Origin of the sequence: Bradyrhizobium sp. USDA 336, from assembly GCF_044908355.1 — a bacterium.
In the GTDB taxonomy this organism is placed as follows: Bacteria; Pseudomonadota; Alphaproteobacteria; order Rhizobiales; family Xanthobacteraceae; genus Bradyrhizobium; species Bradyrhizobium yuanmingense.
In genome coordinates, this window is sequence record NZ_JBIYDC010000002.1 from 7,760,310 (window position 1) to 7,781,372 (window position 21,063).

Below are 21,063 nucleotides of genomic sequence, written 5' to 3' on the forward strand. Positions count from 1 at the left end.
GCCGCCTGGGGACCGATGGATGAAGCTGTTTGGTTACCTTCCGGAGACTCTGTTCAAGCCGCTGTCGGGGCCGAAGAAGCACGTCTATGCGCGACTGCTGATGCGCCTCTACGAGAGGGTCTATTCGGCTCGCATCCTTGAGACGCCGCTCAAGGAAGAGGTGGTGAGGCAGATCGAGATCGGGCTGTCGGAGTTCGGCATCGGCTCGATGGGCGATCTTTCGGAGGGCGATCCGGAAGAAGATCAGACGACGAGCCAGGCCCACTACCTCGCCTACTATAGATTGCGCGACACCGGCTGGCTCACGGAAGAGACCGAGAAGTGGCGCACCTACGTCGACATGAACCCCGACGCTTTCATGGTCCTGGGCGCGGTGGTCGATTTCGGTAACAGCCGCGTGCGTGTCGCCGGCGCGGTTGTGGACGTGAAGAACAACCTGGAGGCTGCGTTCCGGGAGCCGGAGACCATGGCTCAGGGTCTCGCTAACGCCCACGAGACGGCGGCGCGGTTCGCCCGCAGCATGCGCCGCATCTTGGCCGGGATGCGCGAGATCGAAGACCGCATTCTGGGCAATCCCAACGCGGCGGCCATCCTTCGCACGTTCTTCCAGGACTTCGTCGATGGGCTGCTGATCGCCGACTACAAGCAGCTGAAGACGTCTAATAACCCCTACCGCCATCGTCGGACGATCGCGTCTCTCGCGGGAGACATGCTCGCTGACGCCGAGCGCCTGGGAAAAATCGCGCGCGCCTACATCGAGCAGGGCGTCATGCCCGCCGGCACCACGATTGCCACGGCCGAGGAACGCGTCATCGCGGAACTCGAGAAGATCAAGAGCGTGTTTGAGGACGTCGGTCCCTTCATGGACAAGATCGAGGACTTCAGGGACCGCCTCGAACGCCGCATCCGCACCACCGTCCACTACATGGACGTCATGGGGGAAGGCTCCGCCGAGAGAATCGTTCGGTTGATCGAGCAGCTTTCGAAAGTCGACAGCGACGACGTCGATATCCGCTTGAGGTCGCCCGATGTCGGTCTGCCGATCACGTCGCTTGCGCTGTACACTCCGCCGCCGCCGAAGGCTCCGCCCGAGCGGACGCGCTTCAAGGTGCCGAAGCAGGATCCTTATCTGCGCGCCTATGTTCAGGCCACTACCGACTTCGATCGGATGGTGCGGGTTTCCGATCAGAAGCTGCTCGAGTTCGCACGTCAGCAGGTGCAGGACCGCGATGTCGTGTCAGCCGCCGAAATCGAGATCCGGAACATTGCGGACCTCTTTGCTTACCGAGCTATCCCGAACTTGGCAGCGGTCGGTCGCTCCGTACGTTTGGGCGAGTTCACGATCACGCTTGAGGAAGGACGTCGCGCGAACGATTGGATCGACATAACCGCCTTCCGGATTGAGAGAACGAGGACCTCGGCTGATGTTGCGTGATCTCTCCAAGCTCATCGACGACGAGGATAGCGAGGGCGGCGACGGCGAGCGGCTGCAGAAGGAACTGCGCCAGGCGGCGCAGTCGCTCTGGCGTGCGCAGTTCATTTACGAGAACGACTGGGGCATGAAGACCTCCTACGAGGTACTCCGCCGCTACACAGGGTACTTTGAGAATCTATTTGACGCGCTCGGATACCGGGTCGTGGGCAGGCCGAACGACGGATATGTCGGCCTCGTGGCCAACGAACTGCCTCCCCGTCAGAGCATGAAACTCGACGAAAGCCTGCTCCTGCTGGTGCTGCGACTCCATTACGAGGAGGCCTTTACGCGGTTCGAGGCGAAGGAATTCGGCGAGGTGGAGGTCGAGAGCGAGCAGATACTGCAGATCTACGAAGATCGGACCCATCGGGAGCGGCCCAACTTCGGGCGGGTGAAGGAAATCCTAGCCGGCTTCAGGCAGCGCGGGCTCGTCCGGATCGAGGACCGTGATGACAGGAACTTCACGTTGTTCCTTCGGCCCGCCCTCCCGATCGTGGTTTCAAAGGACACACTCGGCTCCCTAGAGGAGTTCGTGTCGCGCGCCACCGCGGCGGCGGCAAAGGCCGACACCGCGAGCGAGGTGCAGGCGTGATCGAACTCCGTCGCATCATCCTGGTCGACTGGTATCTGTTCCGGGCTCAGCAGGTCGATATGCGCGGCATGACCGCGATCATCGGACCGAACGGCGCGGGAAAGTCGGCGATCATCGACGCCGTGCAGACCGTGCTCTCCGGCGCGAGCATGGCCAGCATCCGGTTCAATCCGAGCGCTCAAAGCAACGTCCGGAGCAAGCGGACCCTGCGGGACTACTGTCTCGGCGTCGTCTCGCTAGACGAGAAGGGCGAGCGGTCGGAGCCGACGCGCCAGCATGCCTACACCTACGTCATCCTGGTCTTCGAGAACCTGGCCGACGGCTCGGCCGTGAGCCTGGGCGTAGCCTTCTCGGCCTCGGCGACGAGAAGCGACGAGGCCTGCGAGGCGCGCTTCATCGTAAAGGCTGCGCTGACGAAGGATGACATCCTGGCTCCTGTCGGCGAGGACGAGGTCGAGACGCTGCAGTGGCATGCAGTCCGCAACACCTTGCGCGCTCGCAGCGTCGAGGTCGACGACGCGTTCGCGAGCGCGACCGACTTCGTGGCGGAAGCGCTCAGGGCGCTGTCGCCGGCGGGCTTTCCTCTCGATCCCCGGCGCTTTCAGAAGGCTTTTCGGAATGCCCTGCTGCTGAAGCCGGTGGACAATCCTACCGACTTCGTCCGGAACTACGTGCTCGACGTCCAACCTCTCCAGGTTGATCGCCTTCGCCGCGGTATCGAACATTGGCGCACGTTGACCAGCCGCATCGAAGAATTGAAGTCGCAGAGCGCCAGCTTGGCCGGGATTCTCCGGATCGTGGCGCGTGCGGTCGAAAACGAAAGGGTCATTGCGGTAACGGGCTGGCAGATCGCGCGGCTCGAGTGGGAGAAGTTTCGGCGGGAGGCTAGGAGGCAGGAAGAGGTCATCTCGCAGCTCCGGAGTGCCGCCAGCAGAGCCGAGGTCGACGCGGTAGCGGCCGCAGCGAGACACGCCACCCTTGACGCCGAACACAAGACCGTCGAACTCTCGATCAGGACCAGCGACGGCGAGCAGCTTGCCCAGATGTACGAGTCCGATAAGACCGCGACCCTGAGCCAGCGCGCCAACGCGATGGCGCCCGTCAAGGAGATCGACGGTCTCACCGCTTCGATCAGGAAGGCGGTCGATCTCAATCTGTTGGTTCGCCGCGACGATTTCTTGCACGCGCTGCTCAGTGCAGTGGTCGTTGCGAGGGGAAGGGCGCCACTTTCTGAATGGGATAAGCCGCTTCCAGAGAACTGGAAGGATAGCGCGTCCCACCTGGATGCGGCTCTTGCGGCCGTTGACCAGGAACGGCTCGAGGCGGCCCGAAAGACGTTTTCGGATGCGCATTTTCACGCGCGAGTGGCGACGAAGGCTCTGCAGGACCGCATCGAACTGATCGACAGCAACCTGAAGCGGATGGATCAAGGGTTAAGCCCGATCGAAGGCGGCACTCGTGACCTCATCAAGCAGCTGGACTCGCACGGTATCGAGGCGACACCGCTGTGCGAGTTGGTCGAGATTCGCGACGACAAATGGCGGATGGCGGCTGAGGCTTTTCTCGGTCGGTCCCGAGAAGCATTGATCGTCGAGCCCACGAGGGCGGTGCGTGCCTTGGAGATATTCCGGCAAGGTGGAGAGCATTCCTTCAGGGATGCGGAAGTCATCAACACGACAAAGACCGAGAATACCAGGCCGGCTGAAAAGGGCTCTCTCGCGCAGATCATCAGCACGGAAAACCCACACGCCAGAGCCTTCCTCAATTATCGGGTTGGCCGGCTGATGATGGTCGAGACCATGGATAGGATGGCCGCCGCCGAGAACGCCATCACGCCGGATCTCATGGTGCAGGGAGGTCGGACGGTCCGGCGATTGCAGAAGCCTCAGTACCTCAAGCTCGGGCGAGCCACGCAGGAGCAGATGCGCCAACAGCTTCAGGCCGAACGGCAGCAATTGCTCCAGCAACTTGCTGGATCGGCGGGAGATGTTCGGCGCGCGGAGGATGAGGCACGGCTGTTCGAAGCCATGTTCGCGCAATTCCAGGCCATCCGCGACTCTGGCCTGACCTGCTTTGGATGCGGCGAGGAACTGGCTGCTTTCGATCGCAAGCTGGCGGAAATCGGGAAAAACATCGAAGACGCCAAGCGGAATCGCGATCCCAAGCTCGTCGCCGATCTGGAGCGCCTCGCCGTCGAGGTCAAGACGGCAAACCGGCTCAAGACCGAGACACAGGATGCGTCGACCCGGGCCCACAGCGCGAAAGACCGGGCCGAGGGCGCGTATGAAGACTACATGAAGAACAATCGTGAAGTCCTGGCGGGGGCGCGCCGCGCCCGCGCGCGCCAGCTGCTGGACGGATTCCCGCAATCGAGGGAGATGAGCGACTACCGGTCGAAGGTGGCCGAAATGGTGACGGAGTCCTTGTCGGACCGCATCGCCGGGTTGACGGCGGACCGGGAGAACCGATCTACCAACCGGCGCTCCACCCTGATGAGGGAAATGACGGGCGCCGTGAACAAGCACGGACAGGACTTCCATCTCGTGCCGCCGTTCACCGCCGAGGAGGCGACGCCGTCGGCCGTCGAGCAGTGGGCGACCGCCGAAAAGGACCGTTTGGACGGGCATGAATTGGTCCAGTACGCGGAGCAGTGTCGGAACGCTGAGACGGAGATGACCTCGGCGTTCCGGGACGACCTTCTCCATCGGCTCGACGATGCCTTCACCGGCATCAAGTCCACCCTGAACGAGCTCAACCGCCACCTGAAGGATCGCCAGTTCCACGGTCGCGACTACTACTCGTTCAAGGCGCTGGAGGCCCCGACCCACGTCGACATGATCGAGCTCGTCGAGGAATCGAGAAAGCCCGAGTTCAATCTGCCGCTTTTCGGAGACCGTAGCGAGGATGCGAGCTCTCCGATGATGCGCGCCGTGCGTCAGATCGAGGAGATCCTGTCGAAGCCGGAGGCGCGGACCGAGGAGATTGAGGATCCCCGGAAGTATTTCAACTTCGAGCTCTTCATTCAGGATGCCGAGGGCAAGATCCGCTCGTCGCTGACGAGCCGCGCCGGCACGGGATCCGGCGGCGAAGGGCAGTTGCCGTTCTATATCGCGATCGGCGCCTCGTTGGCCGCGACTTACCAGAACCGGCGCACCGGCGAGAGCGGGCTGTCGCTCGCCATCTTCGACGAGGCCTTCAATCGTCTGGATACCAAGGCGATCGGTCAGTGCTCTGAATTCATGCGCGATCTGGGCCTGCAGGTCATGCTGGCCACGCCGGACGAAAAGCGGCACGTGTTCATGGAGGTGGTCGACACGGTCGTCAACGTGAACCGCTTGGGCAATCAGGTCATGATCGACACCGAATACCCGACGGAGATGGCTCGCCAGGCGATCGTCGCAGCCGACCCGTATCGCAAGGGCTTTGACGTCTTCAAAGCCGAGTTGATTGCTGCCGAGAAGGCCGGCGCCGTCCCACAGGACCAGGCCGCGGAATGACCGACGTACGGACGACGGATGCCGGGGTCGAATTCCTCGAACGGCTGTTGGAGCGGAGCGAGCGCAATCCGGATCGTTCCCGGCCTGCGTCTGCGGCTCCGGAGTACGACAGACTTTCGACGGCGCAGCAGGTGAGCCGCTTTCATGACCAGATGGCAGCGGCGGAACGGTTCGGGGCCGTCGAGGTGCAGCGGGGCAAGAGAGACCGGGAACATCTGGTCGAGAGGGTGCGCGTGCGAGACCCAGAATTGCTAGCCACACATCTCGGACGCCCGACGGCGCCGGCTACTGCGCAACGCGTCAGGGAGGAATTGCTGCCCCTCGCAGTGGCCGGCGAGCCTTGGGTCGTTGGTCTACTGGACGAGATGACGGCTAGATGGGCACGAAGCCAAGCTGCCTACCGCTTGACCGCCGGCCAGGCGGACGCCGCCAGGGAGTTCTTCACACTGCTGGCGTCCATCTCCCGGCAGGAAGCGCGCGGACTCGACGCGCGGACCTTTTCCCAAAGGGCGACGAACGACACGAAAGCCTTCGATCGGCATGCCTCGCGGCTTGCCGCCGTGCTCGGCGTGTGGATCGGACAGCCCGGGGCTGCAGCCGACGTGGTCTGGGCGCACATCGGGCTGGAGCGTTTCAGTCATCCAGTTCACCTCAGGGGGCCTGTTGCCGTGGAAGGGGCCGGCGGTTTTCTAATCGACGGCCGCGCCAAGCCCTTCGCCTCAATTCATCCGGAGATGCTCTACCAATTGTCAGTCCTGGAGCGGCCGACGGCCGTCTTGACGATCGAAAATTATGCGAGCTTCAACCGGCAGGCCCGTGAGATCGAGGACGGCAGCCTGGTCGTGTACACCGGCGGCTTCCCCGCGGCCGGCGTCATCGAGCTTCTGTCGAAGGTTCTGACAACAGTGCCGGTCGAGGTGCCGTTCCTTCACTGGGGTGACGTGGACTCCGGCGGTGTACGCATTTTCCGGTTTCTTGAGGAGAGCCTGCCACGTGGGCCGCGGCCCCACCTGATGACAAGGGAATTGGCTGAGAAATCTGGTCAGCCGGCACAGGCTGATCCGAGCTTGGTGTCGATAGCAAGATCCGACAGTGCGATCAGAGACCTGGCGGAGTGGTTGGCGTTTGGGAGTGACGTTCGCCATCTTGAGCAGGAGGCACTTGAGCCACGATCTCCGGAGCAGATCGGATCGCGATGTCACTTAGGCCCGACCGCGACGGAGACGGGGTTGCAGTGATTTCTGCCCTGTTCGAAATCGACGCCTGCGGCTCGTAATACTTCTTGACCTTTACATGTGACCTTAGGTTTTCGGGTCGGTACAGCATGCGCTCATAGTAGTGCTGCACACCGCCGTCGGCGGCAAACCGCTCTAGAACGGTCGAGTGCAGAACCGCTTCGTCCTGAACTTCGCGCAGGCCCTTGTCCCATTTGAAACGGCCGCCCAGGTAGCCTGGCTCACGCTCGTCGTGCTGCGGACCGAGCGGATCCGAGTGCAGATTGAGGTAGCTGTCGTCTACCTTGATGCCGAAGCCGTCGGGTGTCTTGCCGTCGGGAAGATTCCTTGCCGCATGCACCATCCATCCCAGCGAGATGTCGGAAAGTCGCGCTTCGTTTTCCGGGTAGCTACCTCCTACATCGGAATGGTTGCCGGCAAACCAGACCTGCTGCAACCAGTCCGGATATACATCCGGACGCTCAGGACCCTTGTTGTGCGAACCGCCCCAAGGCACCCGCGCGAAGTCAGCCCGGTTCTCGTCGATGGACATGGCGTGGCGCGCGTACCACACAGCATTGTTCAGGTGCAGGTCGTAGAATTTCATCTTCGGTGAGGCGAGGTGCAACGTCTGCCAGAACGTATAGCCGGGGAGACCTACGGCGAACTTCAGATGCGTGGCGACGTAGCCGAGTCCCGCGGCAACTGCCGCGCCGCCGGCCGCCCACAAGAAGGTCGGTAGGAACGGGAACAGAAAAAATGACTGCGCAAAGCTTAAAGCCGCAATGACGCCGGTGGCGCCGCCTACCAGCGCGGCAGAGAGGGCGTAGCTGCCGAGCGATGCGACCGTGTCGAACACCCCGATGAAGAACGGAACGGCGTTGGCGGCGCCTACGGCGTCGCTGCCGTATTGCCGGCGAAAGCGTGTTGCCAGCGCCTCGCGTTGAGACAGGTACTTGGTGTCTTTCGGCGAACTGACGTGCTGATACACTTTCTTTACGGTCTCGCGTGCGATGCGCGTGGTCGTGCCGACATCACGCTGCAACGGTGAACCGTCTGACATCGTCGTCGGTACGCCGCACTGGCCCAGCACGGCGGCAAGACAACGGACCGTGTAGGCGCCTCGGCTGAACCCGAAAAGAAAGATCCGGTCACCTGGCTCCCACATTCGGATGATGGCCGCATAGCAGTCTATGATGTTGGTTGTGATGCCGAGGCCGGTCGCCTGGCTGGCCACATTGTGCAGCCAGCGGTAGGCGCGCGTGATAAATAGGGCGCCGCCAGGCGGTCGGGAGCCGAGACCGGCGTCGTAGAAGGCGAGCTGTTCCCGCGGGTCGATCGCGGTGTCGGGGCCGCAGCGCGTTGCCCGGTAAAGCTTGTAGACATTGGAGCGGTTCTCGTCCGGACGCAGACCGCCGGCCTGGCCGGTGCCGTCGGAGAAGATCAGGATATTCTTGGGCATGGCGTCCTCGCCGGTCAGAGTGAGTGGAAGGGAACGAAGGGCTCGGCCTCGCGATCGAAGAAGTGCCGGCGCAGTTCGGGCAGTTGTTCGCGGGCCTCGGTGAACCCGCGGTTCTTCATCTCAGAGATGCGTTCTGCGTCATCCATTGTGTAGCGGCCGGCCGGCGCGGTTTGGTCGATGCGCCATATGGCGCGGTGGTCGTGACCGTCGCCGGTAACGATCTTGGCCGTCCCGAGCGCGCTGTGCGACTGACCGGCCATGAACAGACGCGCGATGGAGGATGCCATCGGGAGCTTGCCCTTCCACCGGGGCGGTGCCTTCACGTCGTTGATAGTGCCGATGCTGAGGATCTTCAGCCTGTCCGACGGCCAGTTTAGCATTCCGACGGCCTCGATCGTGGCGACGCCGATCGGGTTGTTCGCCCAGACGCCGCCATCGACGAGTTCGATAGCGTCGTCCGTCATGTGGGGTTTGAGGAATGTAGGTGCGGCCGCCGTCGCCATCGCCGCGTCCAATGCGCGGACACGATAGTCAGTCTCGAGCCGTCGGTGATGGGCCGTCTTGTAGATGTAGACGCGCTCGAGCATCGGGTGCCATGCCGGGATCACCAGACGCGTGCGGCTTTCGCCGAGCCGGCGCTCGCCGAGGATGTCGGCGATGGCGTCATGCAGCGCCTGCGACGAGTATTTGGTGCCGAACCAGTGCATGGCTCCGCGCAACCGCTGCCGAACGAAGTTGCCGACCAGCCCGTGCTGCTGATCGAAGATCGCCGGTCCCCGCTCCTCGTAAAGCTTCAGGATGTCCCGGGCCGACAGCCCGAGCCCCAATGCAATGGCGATGATACCACCTGTCGATGTGCCAGCGATCAGGTCGAAGTAGGACCCGACGGGCGAGCTCAGATGATCTTCCAGCTTGGCGAGGAGGGCCGCGGGAAACACGCCCCGGATGCCGCCGCCGTCGATCGAAAGGATCTTGTAGATGCGCGTTTCGCCGCTCATTCGTTTCCAATCTCGCATTCGTCGGGCCGGCGGATTCCCAGCCGACGCGGGCCTTGTCGGGTGCGGGAGACTTCTCCTGGATGCGTGCCGCCGCCCGCCCACTCTCCCGACTCCAGCCAGTCTTCGAAATAAAACAGCCAGAGAGACGTCCAGGGCACGACGGTCTGATCGAGCCGCAACCACGGCTGCCATTCTCGCGTCCCCGGCAAGTAGAGGCAGAGGCGCGTGGGGTTACGATAAATGTGGGGAAGGTCTCGGTCGCCGGCGAGCAGCTCGATCTCAGGGTGGTCGACGAAGACCCTGGGCGACGCGCCGCAAGCCATCTCGATCCGGATTAGGTAGTCCCGGCTCAACGGCGTTGGCGACGTGGCGTAGACCCACGTGAAGCCGCCGGCCCGTAGGGTGCCGGCGCCCGCGCTGAGGGGATTGCCCTGCAGGTTCACGTATTGCTGCGCCATCGTCAGCGCTTTCGGTCGTCCGAGCCGCATGATGTCAGGGCCCATCGCCGAAGAAAGTATTGGCGCGAACCGGGGTCGCGCTTGCCGCGGCGCCCATGATCAGGCCAGCCGGCCGCGAGACCGAGAGGCGGTTAGCGGCGCGCGCGGTGTCGACGCGGTCGGTCAGGGAATCCATCGCCTTGTTCGCCGGCGCCGTGCCGAAGATGTTGCCGAGGAGCCGGCGCACCTGGTCGAGACCTCGCGCGCCCGCGAGGTGCTCGACGTCGGCAACGATCTTGCCGTGCCACTCGAAGAAGGCGGTCGCCCGCTCGGGATGCCTATTCCACTTCTCGCAGAAATTTTCGCCGGCAGTGGTCTGGTTCCACAGGCACCAAACCAGGCGGCCGTCGATCGTGGTGGTCTGCAGCATCTGCGGCATCCGGCGGAGCACATCGACGATCAGGTCGAGTTCGTGGTCGTACTCGAAGTTGCTGACGCACATTTCATAAGCCCGCGACGCCAACGTCGTGATGATGATGGAAAGCGGCGCCAGCCCCTGGTCGTCGTCGATGAAGTGGACGTCACGGTGACGCTTCGCGATCTGCACGATCCGTCGCAGGATGCCCTTCAGTCGCTTCTCTTCAGGATAAGGCTCGACCTGGGCGGCGGACCGGGCGCTATCGAAGGCCTTGCCGAAAACCGACCTGATGCGCGGCAGGAGTGCTGCCCGCCGCTCGAACTTGGCGCGGTAGCCTTGCGGATTTGACGCCTTCCACATCTTCAGCGTCTTGTCAGGAACGAGCTCGCCGCCGAGACGGCATTCCGGATTGGGGATCGAGGGTGTGATGTCGAGGTGGAATTCATTGGCATAGTCCAGGCGCCAACACCGCGGCATCTCCACCAGCAGCCCGGCATAATTGCCGTTGCTGCGGAGTCGGTCGCCGATCCGCTGCTTGAGCAGCGCGGGTGAAACTGCCAAGTCCAGGTCCGGAACATGTGCGACGAGGTCGACGTCGTGCTCGTTGGCTCCGATCGGCTTCACGGCCGTGCCGATGGCGACCGACCCCTGGAGACGGATTGCGATCGACGCCAAAAGCCAGTCATCCGACCGGGCGAGCCAGTCGCCGACGCCTTCATACCGCTGCTTAGCCGTGTCGCGCTGATAGGAAGACGGCTCCACGTACTGGCAGACCTCCTCAATGAGGCCAACCAGCTGAGACTGGCGCAGCTGCGCCCGTTCTGCTATGTAATTCATTGTTCTGACACCAGATTTCGAGTTTATTGCCCCCGGTTCTCTCTCGAAACCGGTCGCCTCTACATCTGCATGCCCGCCAGCCGGCCTTTTCGGACTCAAAAAAGTTTGTCCGAAAAGATCTTTCGGCCGGCATAGGAAGCGTGAACCTATGGACCACGTTAGCGCGCCTTCATCGGGAGCGGCGGCCTTTCCTCCGGAGCACCTCACCTACGAGGAGGTGGTGCTAGCGCTGGATGGGTTGACGCCGCTCGATCACGCTCGGCTTGCCGCCATCGAGCACCGTCACCTCGGCGGCACCGACTTCGCGGACGGTGACCTGCTTCAAGAGGCCGTCTGCGCAGCGCTGTTCGAGGAGAAGGCCTGTCCCCGAACCATCCTGTTCATTGCCTTCCTGGCTCAGTCGATGCGGAATATCGCGACCAGGCGGCGCAAGGGCCTCTTGCGGCAGGTAGCCCCCGAGGATGCCAGGATAGATGAGGGCGGTAGGAAGACGGTAGACGGCAAGGGTAAGTCGCCGCTGAGGGACGCGGGGCCTAATCCGGAGCAGGCCATGATCGAGGCGGAGCAGGACGGGCGGGCGTCGGAAGTCTGGGCGGTGCTGAATGCTCACTACGGCCCTGATGAGGAGATGAGCATGGTGCTGCTCGGGTGGGAAAATGACATGAGGGGCGAGGAGCTTCGCGACTTTGTGGGTGTCGACCAGGCTCGCTTGGACTACTTGATCAAGAAAATCCGGCGCATCGCTCGCCGACAATACCCGATGGGATGGCGAATATGAGCAGCAACCCGACAGATATTGAACGGCTGGCAAAGATCGGCAAGGCCATCGACGATAGTATTCTCGATGCATCCGAGGGCGATCTTCGAGAAGAATTCAAAGAGGCGGGCGACGATTTCGAAAAGGCCGTCGCACGCGCCGGATCGGCCGTCGAAAAGGCGAAAGCTCGCGCGGCTCTGATGCGCTTCAAGAGAGCCCAAGATGAAGTGAGGACGTATCGCGAGCGGGAGAACGTCAGGAGTCTTGATCTAGCGAAGGCACGCCGTCGGCTCGATGGGATGCGATCAGGTGAAGTCGAAAATGCGATGATGGCCGCGCGTAAAGGCGGCAAACTTTCGCAACGAGACGAAGAAAACCTGCTGAAGGATTTGGCGCAGCTCGACGCGCTTGAAAACGACGACAAGGAAGAAGGGGAAGAATGACCCCGGCCGAACGCTTGCTTATAGGATTGGGTATCGAAGAACCCAAGGACATCGACCTGGATGCCATCGCTTGGACGCAGGGCGCAGTGGTCAACTACAGGCCGATCGACAATTGCGAGGCGACGATCGTGGGTTCAAAGAAGCGCGCGGTCATCACCGTCAATAGTCTCAGCATGCGACAGCGTTGCCGCTTTTCCCTCGGGCATGAACTTGGGCACTGGCACTACGATCGTGGGAAAGTGCTCTTCTGCGGCAAGGACGACGTCTGCAATTTCAGACACGACGCGCTTAGTCCGGAGCGGCTTGCCGACGACTTTGCCTCGGATCTGATCCTTCCCAATTTCATGGTACTTCCGCGGCTTCGGAAAATGAAGCGCCTGACGTTGTCGGCCTCTAGAGAACTGGCCGACGAGTTCGACGTCAGTCTCACCGCCACTCTCGTGAAAATGACGTCGTTGAACCACTTTCCGATGGTCATAGCCTGCCACAACAGGCGGGAACGCGTTTGGTACAAGACGTCACCGATGATCCAGGAATGGTGGCGCCCCGTCCGGAAGCTCGACGATCAGACGTTCGCCGCTGACATGCTATTTCGCGGCGCTGACGAGCAAAGTTTTCCTCGAAGGAACCCGGCTGATGCGTGGTTCGATTTCAAGGGAAGCGATCGGTATGAAGTGGAAGAGCAGTCGTTTCTTCTTCCGGGCGATGAGATCTTGACCGTACTTACATTGCCGCAGCGGGCGATCGCGCACTAGTAGGCCCGTCGCACCAAGCACTCTGGGGGGGCGCCGTGGCGCCCATCAGAACAACCGGCGAAGGGAGAGTGTTCCTCATTCGGGAGCGGCGAAAACTAGGGTCGCGGATGCGTCTTGTGCCCACTCGCCCAGCGTGTTGGCGCGCAACTCTTCCCAAGCCCTATAGACCTTCTGCAGTTCTTCTACGACGGGACCGAACGTCCGCTCGTCCCAAATTCCGACCTGGCGGAAGCGAAGCGCCAACTGCACGGATTTCTCGATCCAGAGCATCGCCAGTAAGATCGTGCTTTGTCGTGTGCCGTCTGATCTAATTTGCTCCTGTGGGTTGAGCGGTAGCACGTATCGCAAGAACGCCAGGTAAAGCGCTCTGACGAACGTTAGGTCGCTATTCTCTTGAGCCAAGCCAAAACGGATGCGTTGCCGGCTATTTTGGTGGTACTTAAATGATCCAGTAGCGTTGGAGATCAGCAGGCTTTGCACGAATTGATCCAAGTCTGCGGCTTTGCGCAGCTTCGGAATTTTCTTGAAACGAGGGATCGTGTTTTTATTGATCCATAGACCGAAGCTCTTATCGTCGGCGCAATTCCTGAACCAGAAGCTCGATTGGGCGATCACGGTCGCGCCAGGAATTTGAAATTCCTTCCAATTCTGTTGGATCTTGTAGTCGGTGCGCCCCATCACCGCTACGTGGCGATCGGGATCGTCGCTCAATGCGAGCATCTTTTCTGGGAATGGCATTCCGGCGAAGCGTGAAATCATGCCGTCGAACGAGAGTGACAAGATCCGAATATTGTTGATCCTGAAAAACATGCCGGCTTGGCTGGTGCGAAATATTTGGTTGTCCAAGCCGCCGAATCCGAATCCCTTCGTGGTATCATTCCGATCCACGCTGATGACTGCGATCCTATCCTTTATCCCGATGCGCTGATCGATACGGAACTTCGGCGCGAACTCCTCCTTGTGCAGCATGTTATACCCGAGCCAGAGTCCAACACGTACTTTGTCGAGCCAATCCAGCAGCCAATAGCACTCAGAGACCTCGAGCGATTTCCCCGCCATGAGGGATTCGACGGCCTTCTTGGCTCGCTTTTCGAGCGTCTTGCCGTACTTCGCATTGCAAGGTTCGCAAGCGGGGAAGTGAAATGTGGACGCTGGTCGCAGGACGTCGGCGCCGGTTACGGGGTCGCTCTCGATCTTGATCTTGCGATGGGGGTCTCCCGTGGCGCGCAGGAGCCACATCGGGATGATGTGTTCGCGCGAACGGGCAGACTTGCCAACAGCCGTGCCGCAGAAGACGCAGTTCGACCAGCCAGGATCGCCGGCTGTGGTGCCACGTCGACCAGCAGGTTTCATGAGGGATTTCCTGAAAGCACCCCCCCTCGGTTTTTTCGAGCTATAGAATCAGCGAAAAAAGCGAAGGAAAATTCGGCAGTCGTCTCAGTGGGATCTGAAATCGAGTCGTTCTTAAAACGAGATCGAGTCGCTCTAAAAGCCCAAATCGAGTCGTTCTAAAAGTGTCCTCACATATTGATCCCGCTGGTGGGCCCGGCAGGACTCGAACCTGCAACCAGACCGTTATGAGCGGCCGGCTCTAACCATTGAGCTACGGGCCCCGCCGCCGGCGACCGCTGAAAGACAGCCCGAACGGTGCCCGGGCTCCTTTATAGGGTGGCAGGCATTCTGGCAACGCCAAAGAAGGCGTGATCGAGCCACGCGAACAGGCTGACTGACCAGTGAGCTTCTCGTAGCGCTCCAGCGCAAGCGCCGGCACCGCCTCACCATGGCACCGTTATCCCATGCGTCCGGTATCCAATCTGATTAAAACCGTGGTTGCTGTGCCGCCCTTCTTCGCCGATCGCTAGGACTTGCACGCACGCACCACGGATCTGATTTTGCAGGTCAAAACGTGCGAGCCGCTGCCGATCTACAATCATGATTTCGCGTTGAGTATTGCCGATGAATCGAGCACGCCGGCACTATGCAATTGCGACACTGCACGTGAAACTGTTTCAATGGTCAGGCAATCAGCGATGTTTTCTGCGTGCTGCAGGCTATTGGTAGTCAAGCTTAGCAAAGGTACGTCAGACAATCGCGTTAGTCTCAGCGACCGTCTCACGAGTGTGCCGCTTAAGTGTTCTGCGTGATCGCTTTGGAAGCGGCTAGCACAGGTGAGACAAGGCCAGACCCCTAAAGCAGATCGGTCGCGAAGCGCTCTCCAAATCCCCTAGCATGGGGCGCTAGGTCCTGCGTATCGCGCTGGCGTGCAAGGACGTTCATGAGTTCCTACGGCGCTCGCGTCGTATATATTTTGCTCTTTTACTCCGCTCGGAATGGCGCAGTCGCGCAAAACACGCATTTCGTTACGGAAAGCCGCAGGAAAGCCGCTTGGAGGTCCGGGCGATTTTCGGCAAATGGTGACGACCACGGTGCCGTCCCGTTTCGCTCCGGCCCTCTTATTGCCTGCGCCCTACCTGTATCCGGCGTGCCGCTTTCGCGCTGGTGGTTACGGACAAGCTGAACGCTCTTTCCGGTGGTAGACCAGCTGGACCGGCGATGTGCGATTGACTAAGGTCAGATGGTTCAATTCAGATCCTCCATCCTTCAGCGAACTTAACGGAGGCAAGAGATCTCATGCGCGACTTTCTCGTTACCGGAGTGCTCATACTTCCCATCCTCGTCGGCTTTGGATCGCCTTCGACCGCTGGTTCACGGGTTCACTCGCACACCCCACCGGCTCGCCAAGACGTTTATTGCCTGCAGGGCCGTACTTGGGGATATCCGGGCAACTGCCAGTTCTCAACCTATAGCCAGTGCATGGCTACCGCATCCGGTACATACGCCTATTGCGGTATCAATCCGATCTATGCGTTTGAGCGACAAGGAAGACAATTGCGCTAATGTGGAGGAAAATTGCGAGATTGCTAAGCGGCGGCTTTGGACGCGAGATCGCGGTGCCGAAAAGTTTGCCGATCACCCGCCCTTACCTGGCCAGGCTCTGAACATAAAAGAATAGGAAGAGACGGGGAACAGGTGTAACTCCGATCGATGAAAACATTTCGGGCGGTTGTCCTCACACTCGAGGGCGAAATCATTCTGACGATTGCTTTAGTTTGTGCCACCGAGGACGAAGCCAAGGCACGTGCTGAGGATCTGCTCGAGGACGATCCTGTAGAACTCTGGGATGGCCCGCGCAGAATTGCGCGCTTCGAGCCCGAGCACTAGCCAGCCCCGCACGGGGCACGGCTTCTCATCGTCTCTCCGAATAAGATGCAGAAAACGATCGGCGAAGCCTGAAAATTCCGCGCAAATATGCGAACTGGTGCTTTTTGTTGCGCCGACAGCATGGTCTGTAAGGCGCGTGCAACATGGCAAATGCTTGAGATGGACTTCACGCGGACCGAATGGAGCGGCTGCAGCGAAAGTTTTCTTCCCGCCGCAGCTGAAGGGCTAAAATCATCCGATGCGCAGATTTTCTGCGGACACTTTGCCTGAGCTGGCTGTCTTGAACTCGAAGTCGATCCGGGCGTAGCCGGTCTTCTCAACCGCCCCAACGTGCAGGAATACGTCCGCTCCGCCATCATCAGGCTTGATGAAACCGTAACCGTTAGTCGCGTTAAACCACTTTGCAATGCCAGTCGCCACGTCAGTATCTCCAGCTAAATGACCACGATGTAGCTAGTTGTTTGCGCAACGATCAAATCCTTAACTGGTGGGTGCACGTGACAATCGCAATCCGCTTTGCAGGCTATGGCGACTGGCATTCGCGCCCGGACGGCCGATTGCGGCGGCGATGTCTGCGACTGCCATTGCGGCGTCCCGACGTCAGAGGAGACGCGGGAAGTTTACTTGCGAGAGGCGTCTCAATCGTGTCTTCGAGCGCTCGCTCCTGAGTGATGGTCACCGCCGCTCGTTCCAGTGAAGCAAGAAAGGCGCGTCCCCCTTCTGTTATGATCCAGTGCCCGGAGTCTCGCTCAACCAATTTCTGCCCGAAAATATTGAGACCTGGTGCCCGCTCGGCCAGTCGCTTCATGCGAGCCGTCCACTCCGGGCCGCTGGTGTAGAACACTGTGAGGTAATTCTTTAGGACGGCGAGACTGGCGCGGCCCTCCGGTTGGCCGGCGAGAATTTTAAGTATCGAGAGCTGAAAACTCACATCCGTCAACCAAACGCCGCAACACGAACGCCGTAGATATTAGCGGCACCCCTTCTGGGCCCCGAACTCCGTTTCAAAACGAGAACATGAAGAGTAATGCTAAATGCGCGGAACGTCCCAAAGTCTGGATACAAGCTTAAACAGCCGTTTCGAATCCGGGAAGGGGCCTTTTGATGTTTTCATGGGCTATGCCGGAACATTGGGCTGTCAAGCATCCAAGCTGCGTGACGCTGGACAGCCCAGAGCTTTCCGAAAGGCAAGCCTCAACGTCTCACAGCGACCAGCCAAATTCGCGAGAGCGCCAGTCGAAGGTCGCGACGTTGCAAGGAGAGTGAGACTACCATACGCGCGTGAATGTATCGGCGCCCTTCAACTTGCTGGGCTTGCCGTTCTGGTCAACGTAGAACAGCGTCCATGACGTTGGCATTTTGGAGCCATTAATTTTGCCAACCCAGCGGGTAAAGGAATTGCACTGGGCAAAAGTGACAACAAAATACAAGCCCCTGGGACTAACGGCTCCGGATGCGGGATAGGGGATGTCTTGGCACGCAAAACCGTGAGCGTGGTTTGTGAAAGTTCCTTGTATTGCCCCGCTGTTGGCGGACAAAACGAACAGTTCTGAACCCCGTTCATTCTTCCAGAATGAAGGAGCAGGAAGACCCTGCGCGGTGGCCTTGCTCGATACCATGAAACATTGGGCAAGCAGCAAAAGTCCTAGAAGTCTCTTCATATTCAAACCTCGAAAGAAGTAAGTCGCGTGAGGGTAGCAACACAGACCGTGTAATTTGGTACAATTTGAGGTGACGTTCGCTGTCTTATCTTGCATTCGGCAGTGGAATCCGGCGCATATACCCGAAGTCGCGCCGGATCCTGGCGGTCTACGGCCTGAATCTCCCGAAGAGTGGTCGCGGTGTGCGCGGTAAGCCGATGCTCGGCTACTTTGATGTGACGCGAGCGCTCCCGGTCGCCGAAATGGTCGGCGCGGTGCGGGTACCAGAGGACGAGAGCGACATCGGTCTCGCGATCTTCGCCAATTGCGCGTCGATTTGCTGGAAAGCAAGTTTGAAGGTCTCCCGGCGTCTCGCAAGCAACCGGCTGACTTCGACGACCTCGCATCTCAGTCATCGCTGGGTGCGTTAAGCCCCATATCCCACCCGTTTTCGCCGCTGGATCGGCAAAGCCATAAGAAGGTTTGCGTTTACAATGGAGCACTCCTCGGGGAGAGATCGTGGGAGTCCCGAGGAAAGTCATCCGTCATCTTGGTGTGTCAGTGCTCACTTAACCCCGCCAATTCTTGGAGTTTCGACGGCAAGGAAGTGGCCGTAACAGCAGCAAGGTAGCGCTGGCTCGCGGAGCACGTCGTGAACTGAGCTTGAGCACTGGCAATATTGCGCAAAGAGGTGCTGTCGCCGACAGTACCACTTGACGGTTGGCCGGTATGGCGCCAACGACAAAAGCCAATAGGAACTGGACATGGATGTGATTGATCAAGCGAACGCCTCGGATTTGCCGCCCGACTTGCACAGGCCTTCAAGGCGCTTTTCTTGGATCCTCGTGCTTTTGGCCGTCTCCATCGGCCTGTGCGCTGGGGGGGCCTATTATTGGACTAGCGCCGAGGCACCTTCCGGGACGTCATCGGCGCGTGAAGCTGCTCAGACGACAGGCTTGTCACACGAAGAAAAGGAAGCTCTCTGGGAGATCCGATTGGGACAACAGAAGGCGAGTGATGAAATTGAGAAGGCAAGTGATGGAATTGCAGAGCTCAATCGCAACATGGGTGCGCAGCAAGCCGATTTGAAGCGGATGGCCGACCAGATCGAGGCATTGACGGCCAAGATCGAGTCTTTGCAGAATTCACCGGTCCCTACATCTGTGCCCGAGGCTCCTTCTCCACCAGCAGCCCGTCCGGTATCGAGGCCGGTGAAGAGAATGGTCCAGCCCTCTAAGTCAGAAGGCCCAATCTCGGTCGGGGGTGCGCCGCTAATTGCTGATCCTGGCTCCGACCAGCGTTGATGCACTCCATAGTGTTGTCGCGGTCGCTTCAGCCTTCCGGCCGGTCGGCCGAGCCTCAGTCGATTTTTCTGCGTCTCTTGAGTTCGAGAGATCAAAAGGTCGAGGACTGCTTCAACCAGCAGTCCGACGAATGGCTATTAGAACTGGTAGTTTGCGGACCTGGCGGACCTCGCCCAATTTAAGCGCAGTTGCGGTGCGCAAGCGGCCCAAGGGCGTGATTTCGATCGCCTCGGCGGAAGCAGGTGCGATGATCGCATACCTATCTGACCGCGCAAACGCCGGTACTGCCGTGGGGATCCTCTGTTCTGGTGCAGCGATGGGGTTAGTAGCCAGAGGACACCAGGAGGCGGGTGTAGCGCTCGGACTCTGGGCGATTATCGCTGATGATGTGGATGGCGAAATTGCCCGGCGTACCAAGAATCGAACGATGGCCACCAAGGCCATTGGTAAAGCTCTGGATGCGTTCTCGGACCTCATCTTTGGATCAGTCATCCCGGCAATTGTCATCGCGTCTTTCATCGATTTGCCAGCATCTGCGGTATTCACAGCGTTCATGATATTTATCGGCGCTCTTCGCCTGGCATATTTTGACTATTTCGGATTGGACCACCGCGGTTATTCGACCGGTCTACCTCTCTCTTACGCTTTGCCAGTGCTCGCGGCAATCTTGATAGTTGACCACACAATTGCGCCGCTCGAGCTAGGTGTCGTTCTTCCTGCCGTCTTTGTACCGCTATCGCTGCTCCACATCGCCCCGTTCAAGGTCAAAGCCTCAGGCACTCTTGTGCATGTCATCACCATCTGCGTAGCGGTCACCGGGTCCGCCGGACTGCTGATTACGAGTAGAACGGGCACATAATCGGTGTGGCCTAGAACGTGATGAGGCTGAGAAATGTCGAGCGTAATTGACGGCGTGGTATTTGCCGGAACCAGGGGACTCGCGACCCGCTGTCTTCTGTTTGTCATCGAGACCTGCGGCAAAGACCACATCGCGGGCATTCTCGGCGCTTCCCGGTACGAGAAAACATGGTGGCGGCATGAAACCAGTGAGGAGCTTTGGCAAGTCGCAGATCGCTTCGGGATACCGTTCTTCGAGTCGATAGACGATGTTCCTCCTCTCGGAAAATTTCTCGTCAGTATCATGTGGAACAAAATCTTCTCCGCCCGAATCCTCGCAGGCTTTGGTCGAGGAGGCATTAATCTTCATCCAGGCCCGCTCCCTGAATATCGCGGCAGTTTTGCGCGGACGCATGCCATACTCAATGGCGAGAAGAGCTTCGGGGTGACTGTCCACTATCTTTCAGAGCGAGTGGACAGGGGCGATATTATCGGTGAGTTGCAATTCCCAGTGCTGCCTTCAGAGACAGCTCTTTCTTTAGATACCAGAGCCCAACTTTATGGCTACGCGCTGTTCTGTCAGACGTGGCTGCGCTTGTTGGACGGATCGGCTACCCGTCGCTCCCAAGACGTGTTGATCGCTCAAGATAAGCGCAAGCCTTGCTTCTATCCCATGCGCACGATGACCGCACTTTTGGATTCGTCGGACGTTCCACGCAGCGCCGAAGAACTCGATCGGCTCTATCGCGCGCTATATCTTCCACCACGGATTGAGCCTCCGAAGTGGCTCGTGGAACGAGTCCTGACCGATGAGGTTCGGACGCTCATTCGTGGTGCTTAGCCTCTAAGGGTAATGTTTGAACTTGGCGCGCAGCGCGGCAGATAATCCGGAAAATTTGAGATCGCGCGTTTTCGAGGAGGTCAACGAAGGCCAGTTTGTTGCCAGCACACTGCGGCTCCGCGACCTGACCCTGATCTTAGCTCTGGAGGGCGTCTGGAGCATCCAGCCTATCGAGAGGTGCCGGCGAGCCGGCGACCCGACCGCCTGGGCGCCGGCTTAGCACGCATGAGGGGGCTAGCTGTGTGTGGAATTGCGGATTCATTGGACGGATTAGCGATAAATCAGTGACCGAACGGAACCTCGTCGTCAGCAAGATCGTCTCCAGCACGAAAACG

The 21,063-nt window shown here is 59.9% G+C and carries 18 protein-coding genes, 1 tRNA gene and 1 pseudogene; 12 read left to right on the top strand and 8 right to left on the bottom strand.

The window, feature by feature from the left end; all coding sequences use genetic code 11:
- Nucleotides 1–19 precede the first annotated feature (19 nt).
- From ABIA45_RS37145 to ABIA45_RS37160, 4 genes and pseudogenes are all read left to right on the top strand, one after another.
- Nucleotides 20–1,435 carry a Wadjet anti-phage system protein JetA family protein gene (locus ABIA45_RS37145; protein ID WP_404655387.1) on the top strand — a complete coding sequence of 472 codons (1,416 nt, stop codon included), beginning with the start codon at nt 20–22 and terminating at the stop codon, nt 1,433–1,435.
- A complete protein-coding gene (locus ABIA45_RS37150) occupies nt 1,425–2,066 on the top strand; it encodes a DUF4194 domain-containing protein (protein ID WP_225144756.1) in 642 nt (213 codons plus the stop codon). Before ABIA45_RS37145 ends, ABIA45_RS37150 begins: the two co-directional genes overlap by 11 nt.
- Nucleotides 2,063–5,563 (top strand): SbcC/MukB-like Walker B domain-containing protein, encoded by a 3,501-nt coding sequence (locus tag ABIA45_RS37155; protein WP_404655389.1) that lies wholly within the window; start codon nt 2,063–2,065, stop codon nt 5,561–5,563. The genes ABIA45_RS37150 and ABIA45_RS37155 overlap by 4 nt, the downstream gene beginning before the upstream one ends.
- A pseudogene (locus tag ABIA45_RS37160) lies at nt 5,560–6,672 on the top strand (Wadjet anti-phage system protein JetD domain-containing protein); the annotation flags it as partial. The gene ABIA45_RS37155 and the pseudogene ABIA45_RS37160, both read left to right, overlap by 4 nt.
- On the opposite strand, the gene ABIA45_RS37165 reads toward ABIA45_RS37160, so the two are convergent.
- From ABIA45_RS37165 to ABIA45_RS37180, 4 genes are read right to left on the bottom strand one after another with little or no spacing between them, the layout of a single operon-like run.
- Complete coding sequence (locus ABIA45_RS37165) at nt 6,662–8,239, bottom strand: DUF2235 domain-containing protein (RefSeq protein WP_404655391.1); 1,578 nt, start codon at nt 8,237–8,239, stop codon at nt 6,662–6,664. The pseudogene ABIA45_RS37160 and the gene ABIA45_RS37165 overlap by 11 nt on opposite strands.
- 14 nt (nt 8,240–8,253) lie before the next feature.
- Nucleotides 8,254–9,237, bottom strand: coding sequence for a CBASS cGAMP-activated phospholipase (locus tag ABIA45_RS37170; protein WP_404655393.1), 984 nt, complete (start codon nt 9,235–9,237; stop codon nt 8,254–8,256).
- A complete protein-coding gene (locus ABIA45_RS37175; protein ID WP_404655394.1) occupies nt 9,234–9,695 on the bottom strand; it encodes a hypothetical protein in 462 nt (153 codons plus the stop codon). The genes ABIA45_RS37170 and ABIA45_RS37175 overlap by 4 nt, the downstream gene beginning before the upstream one ends.
- Nucleotides 9,696–9,729: 34 nt before the next feature.
- Entirely contained in the window at nt 9,730–10,929 is a 1,200-nt protein-coding gene (locus tag ABIA45_RS37180) for a nucleotidyltransferase (RefSeq protein WP_404655395.1), read from the bottom strand.
- A 148-nt stretch (nt 10,930–11,077) separates the two neighbouring features.
- On the opposite strand from ABIA45_RS37180, the gene ABIA45_RS37185 reads away from it, so the two are divergent.
- The 3 genes from ABIA45_RS37185 to ABIA45_RS37195 are packed head-to-tail and all read left to right on the top strand — an operon-like array spanning nt 11,078 to nt 12,884.
- Nucleotides 11,078–11,707, top strand: coding sequence for a hypothetical protein (locus ABIA45_RS37185; protein ID WP_404655397.1), 630 nt, complete (start codon nt 11,078–11,080; stop codon nt 11,705–11,707).
- Nucleotides 11,704–12,129: a hypothetical protein gene (locus ABIA45_RS37190; RefSeq protein WP_404655398.1), complete on the top strand. Its 426-nt coding sequence runs from the start codon at nt 11,704–11,706 to the stop codon at nt 12,127–12,129. Before ABIA45_RS37185 ends, ABIA45_RS37190 begins: the two co-directional genes overlap by 4 nt.
- Complete coding sequence (locus ABIA45_RS37195) at nt 12,126–12,884, top strand: ImmA/IrrE family metallo-endopeptidase (RefSeq protein WP_404655400.1); 759 nt, start codon at nt 12,126–12,128, stop codon at nt 12,882–12,884. The genes ABIA45_RS37190 and ABIA45_RS37195 overlap by 4 nt, the downstream gene beginning before the upstream one ends.
- A gap of 75 nt (nt 12,885–12,959) precedes the next feature.
- On the opposite strand, the gene ABIA45_RS37200 is transcribed toward ABIA45_RS37195, so the two are convergent.
- Nucleotides 12,960–14,237 (bottom strand): hypothetical protein, encoded by a 1,278-nt coding sequence (locus ABIA45_RS37200; protein WP_404655402.1) that lies wholly within the window; start codon nt 14,235–14,237, stop codon nt 12,960–12,962.
- A gap of 184 nt (nt 14,238–14,421) precedes the next feature.
- Nucleotides 14,422–14,497, bottom strand: a tRNA-Ile gene (locus tag ABIA45_RS37205).
- 1,018 nt (nt 14,498–15,515) lie between these two features.
- Here ABIA45_RS37205 and ABIA45_RS37210 point away from each other — a divergent pair.
- Both ABIA45_RS37210 and ABIA45_RS37215 read left to right on the top strand, forming a co-directional pair.
- Nucleotides 15,516–15,782, top strand: a complete 267-nt coding sequence (locus tag ABIA45_RS37210; RefSeq protein ID WP_370100293.1) for a DUF3551 domain-containing protein — start codon at nt 15,516–15,518, stop codon at nt 15,780–15,782.
- A gap of 147 nt (nt 15,783–15,929) precedes the next feature.
- Nucleotides 15,930–16,106, top strand: a complete 177-nt coding sequence (locus tag ABIA45_RS37215) for a hypothetical protein (RefSeq protein WP_157784124.1) — start codon at nt 15,930–15,932, stop codon at nt 16,104–16,106.
- A gap of 231 nt (nt 16,107–16,337) precedes the next feature.
- Here ABIA45_RS37215 and ABIA45_RS37220 read toward each other — a convergent pair whose 3' ends face one another.
- The gene (locus ABIA45_RS37220; protein WP_370100290.1) at nt 16,338–16,526 is read right to left on the bottom strand and encodes a cold-shock protein; all 189 of its coding nucleotides are present in this window, start codon (nt 16,524–16,526) and stop codon (nt 16,338–16,340) included.
- Nucleotides 16,527–17,374: 848 nt separating this feature from the next.
- The gene (locus ABIA45_RS37225) at nt 17,375–17,767 is read right to left on the bottom strand and encodes an avidin/streptavidin family protein (protein WP_036015887.1); all 393 of its coding nucleotides are present in this window, start codon (nt 17,765–17,767) and stop codon (nt 17,375–17,377) included.
- 743 nt (nt 17,768–18,510) lie between these two features.
- On the opposite strand from ABIA45_RS37225, the gene ABIA45_RS37230 reads away from it, so the two are divergent.
- The 3 genes from ABIA45_RS37230 (at nt 18,511) to ABIA45_RS37240 (ending at nt 20,728) form a co-directional block, all read left to right on the top strand.
- The gene (locus ABIA45_RS37230) at nt 18,511–19,050 is read left to right on the top strand and encodes a hypothetical protein (protein ID WP_036043034.1); all 540 of its coding nucleotides are present in this window, start codon (nt 18,511–18,513) and stop codon (nt 19,048–19,050) included.
- A gap of 193 nt (nt 19,051–19,243) precedes the next feature.
- Nucleotides 19,244–19,909: a CDP-alcohol phosphatidyltransferase family protein gene (locus ABIA45_RS37235; protein WP_157785206.1), complete on the top strand. Its 666-nt coding sequence runs from the start codon at nt 19,244–19,246 to the stop codon at nt 19,907–19,909.
- A gap of 33 nt (nt 19,910–19,942) precedes the next feature.
- Nucleotides 19,943–20,728 (top strand): formyltransferase family protein, encoded by a 786-nt coding sequence (locus tag ABIA45_RS37240; protein WP_404655404.1) that lies wholly within the window; start codon nt 19,943–19,945, stop codon nt 20,726–20,728.
- Nucleotides 20,729–21,063: the final 335 nt, after the last annotated feature.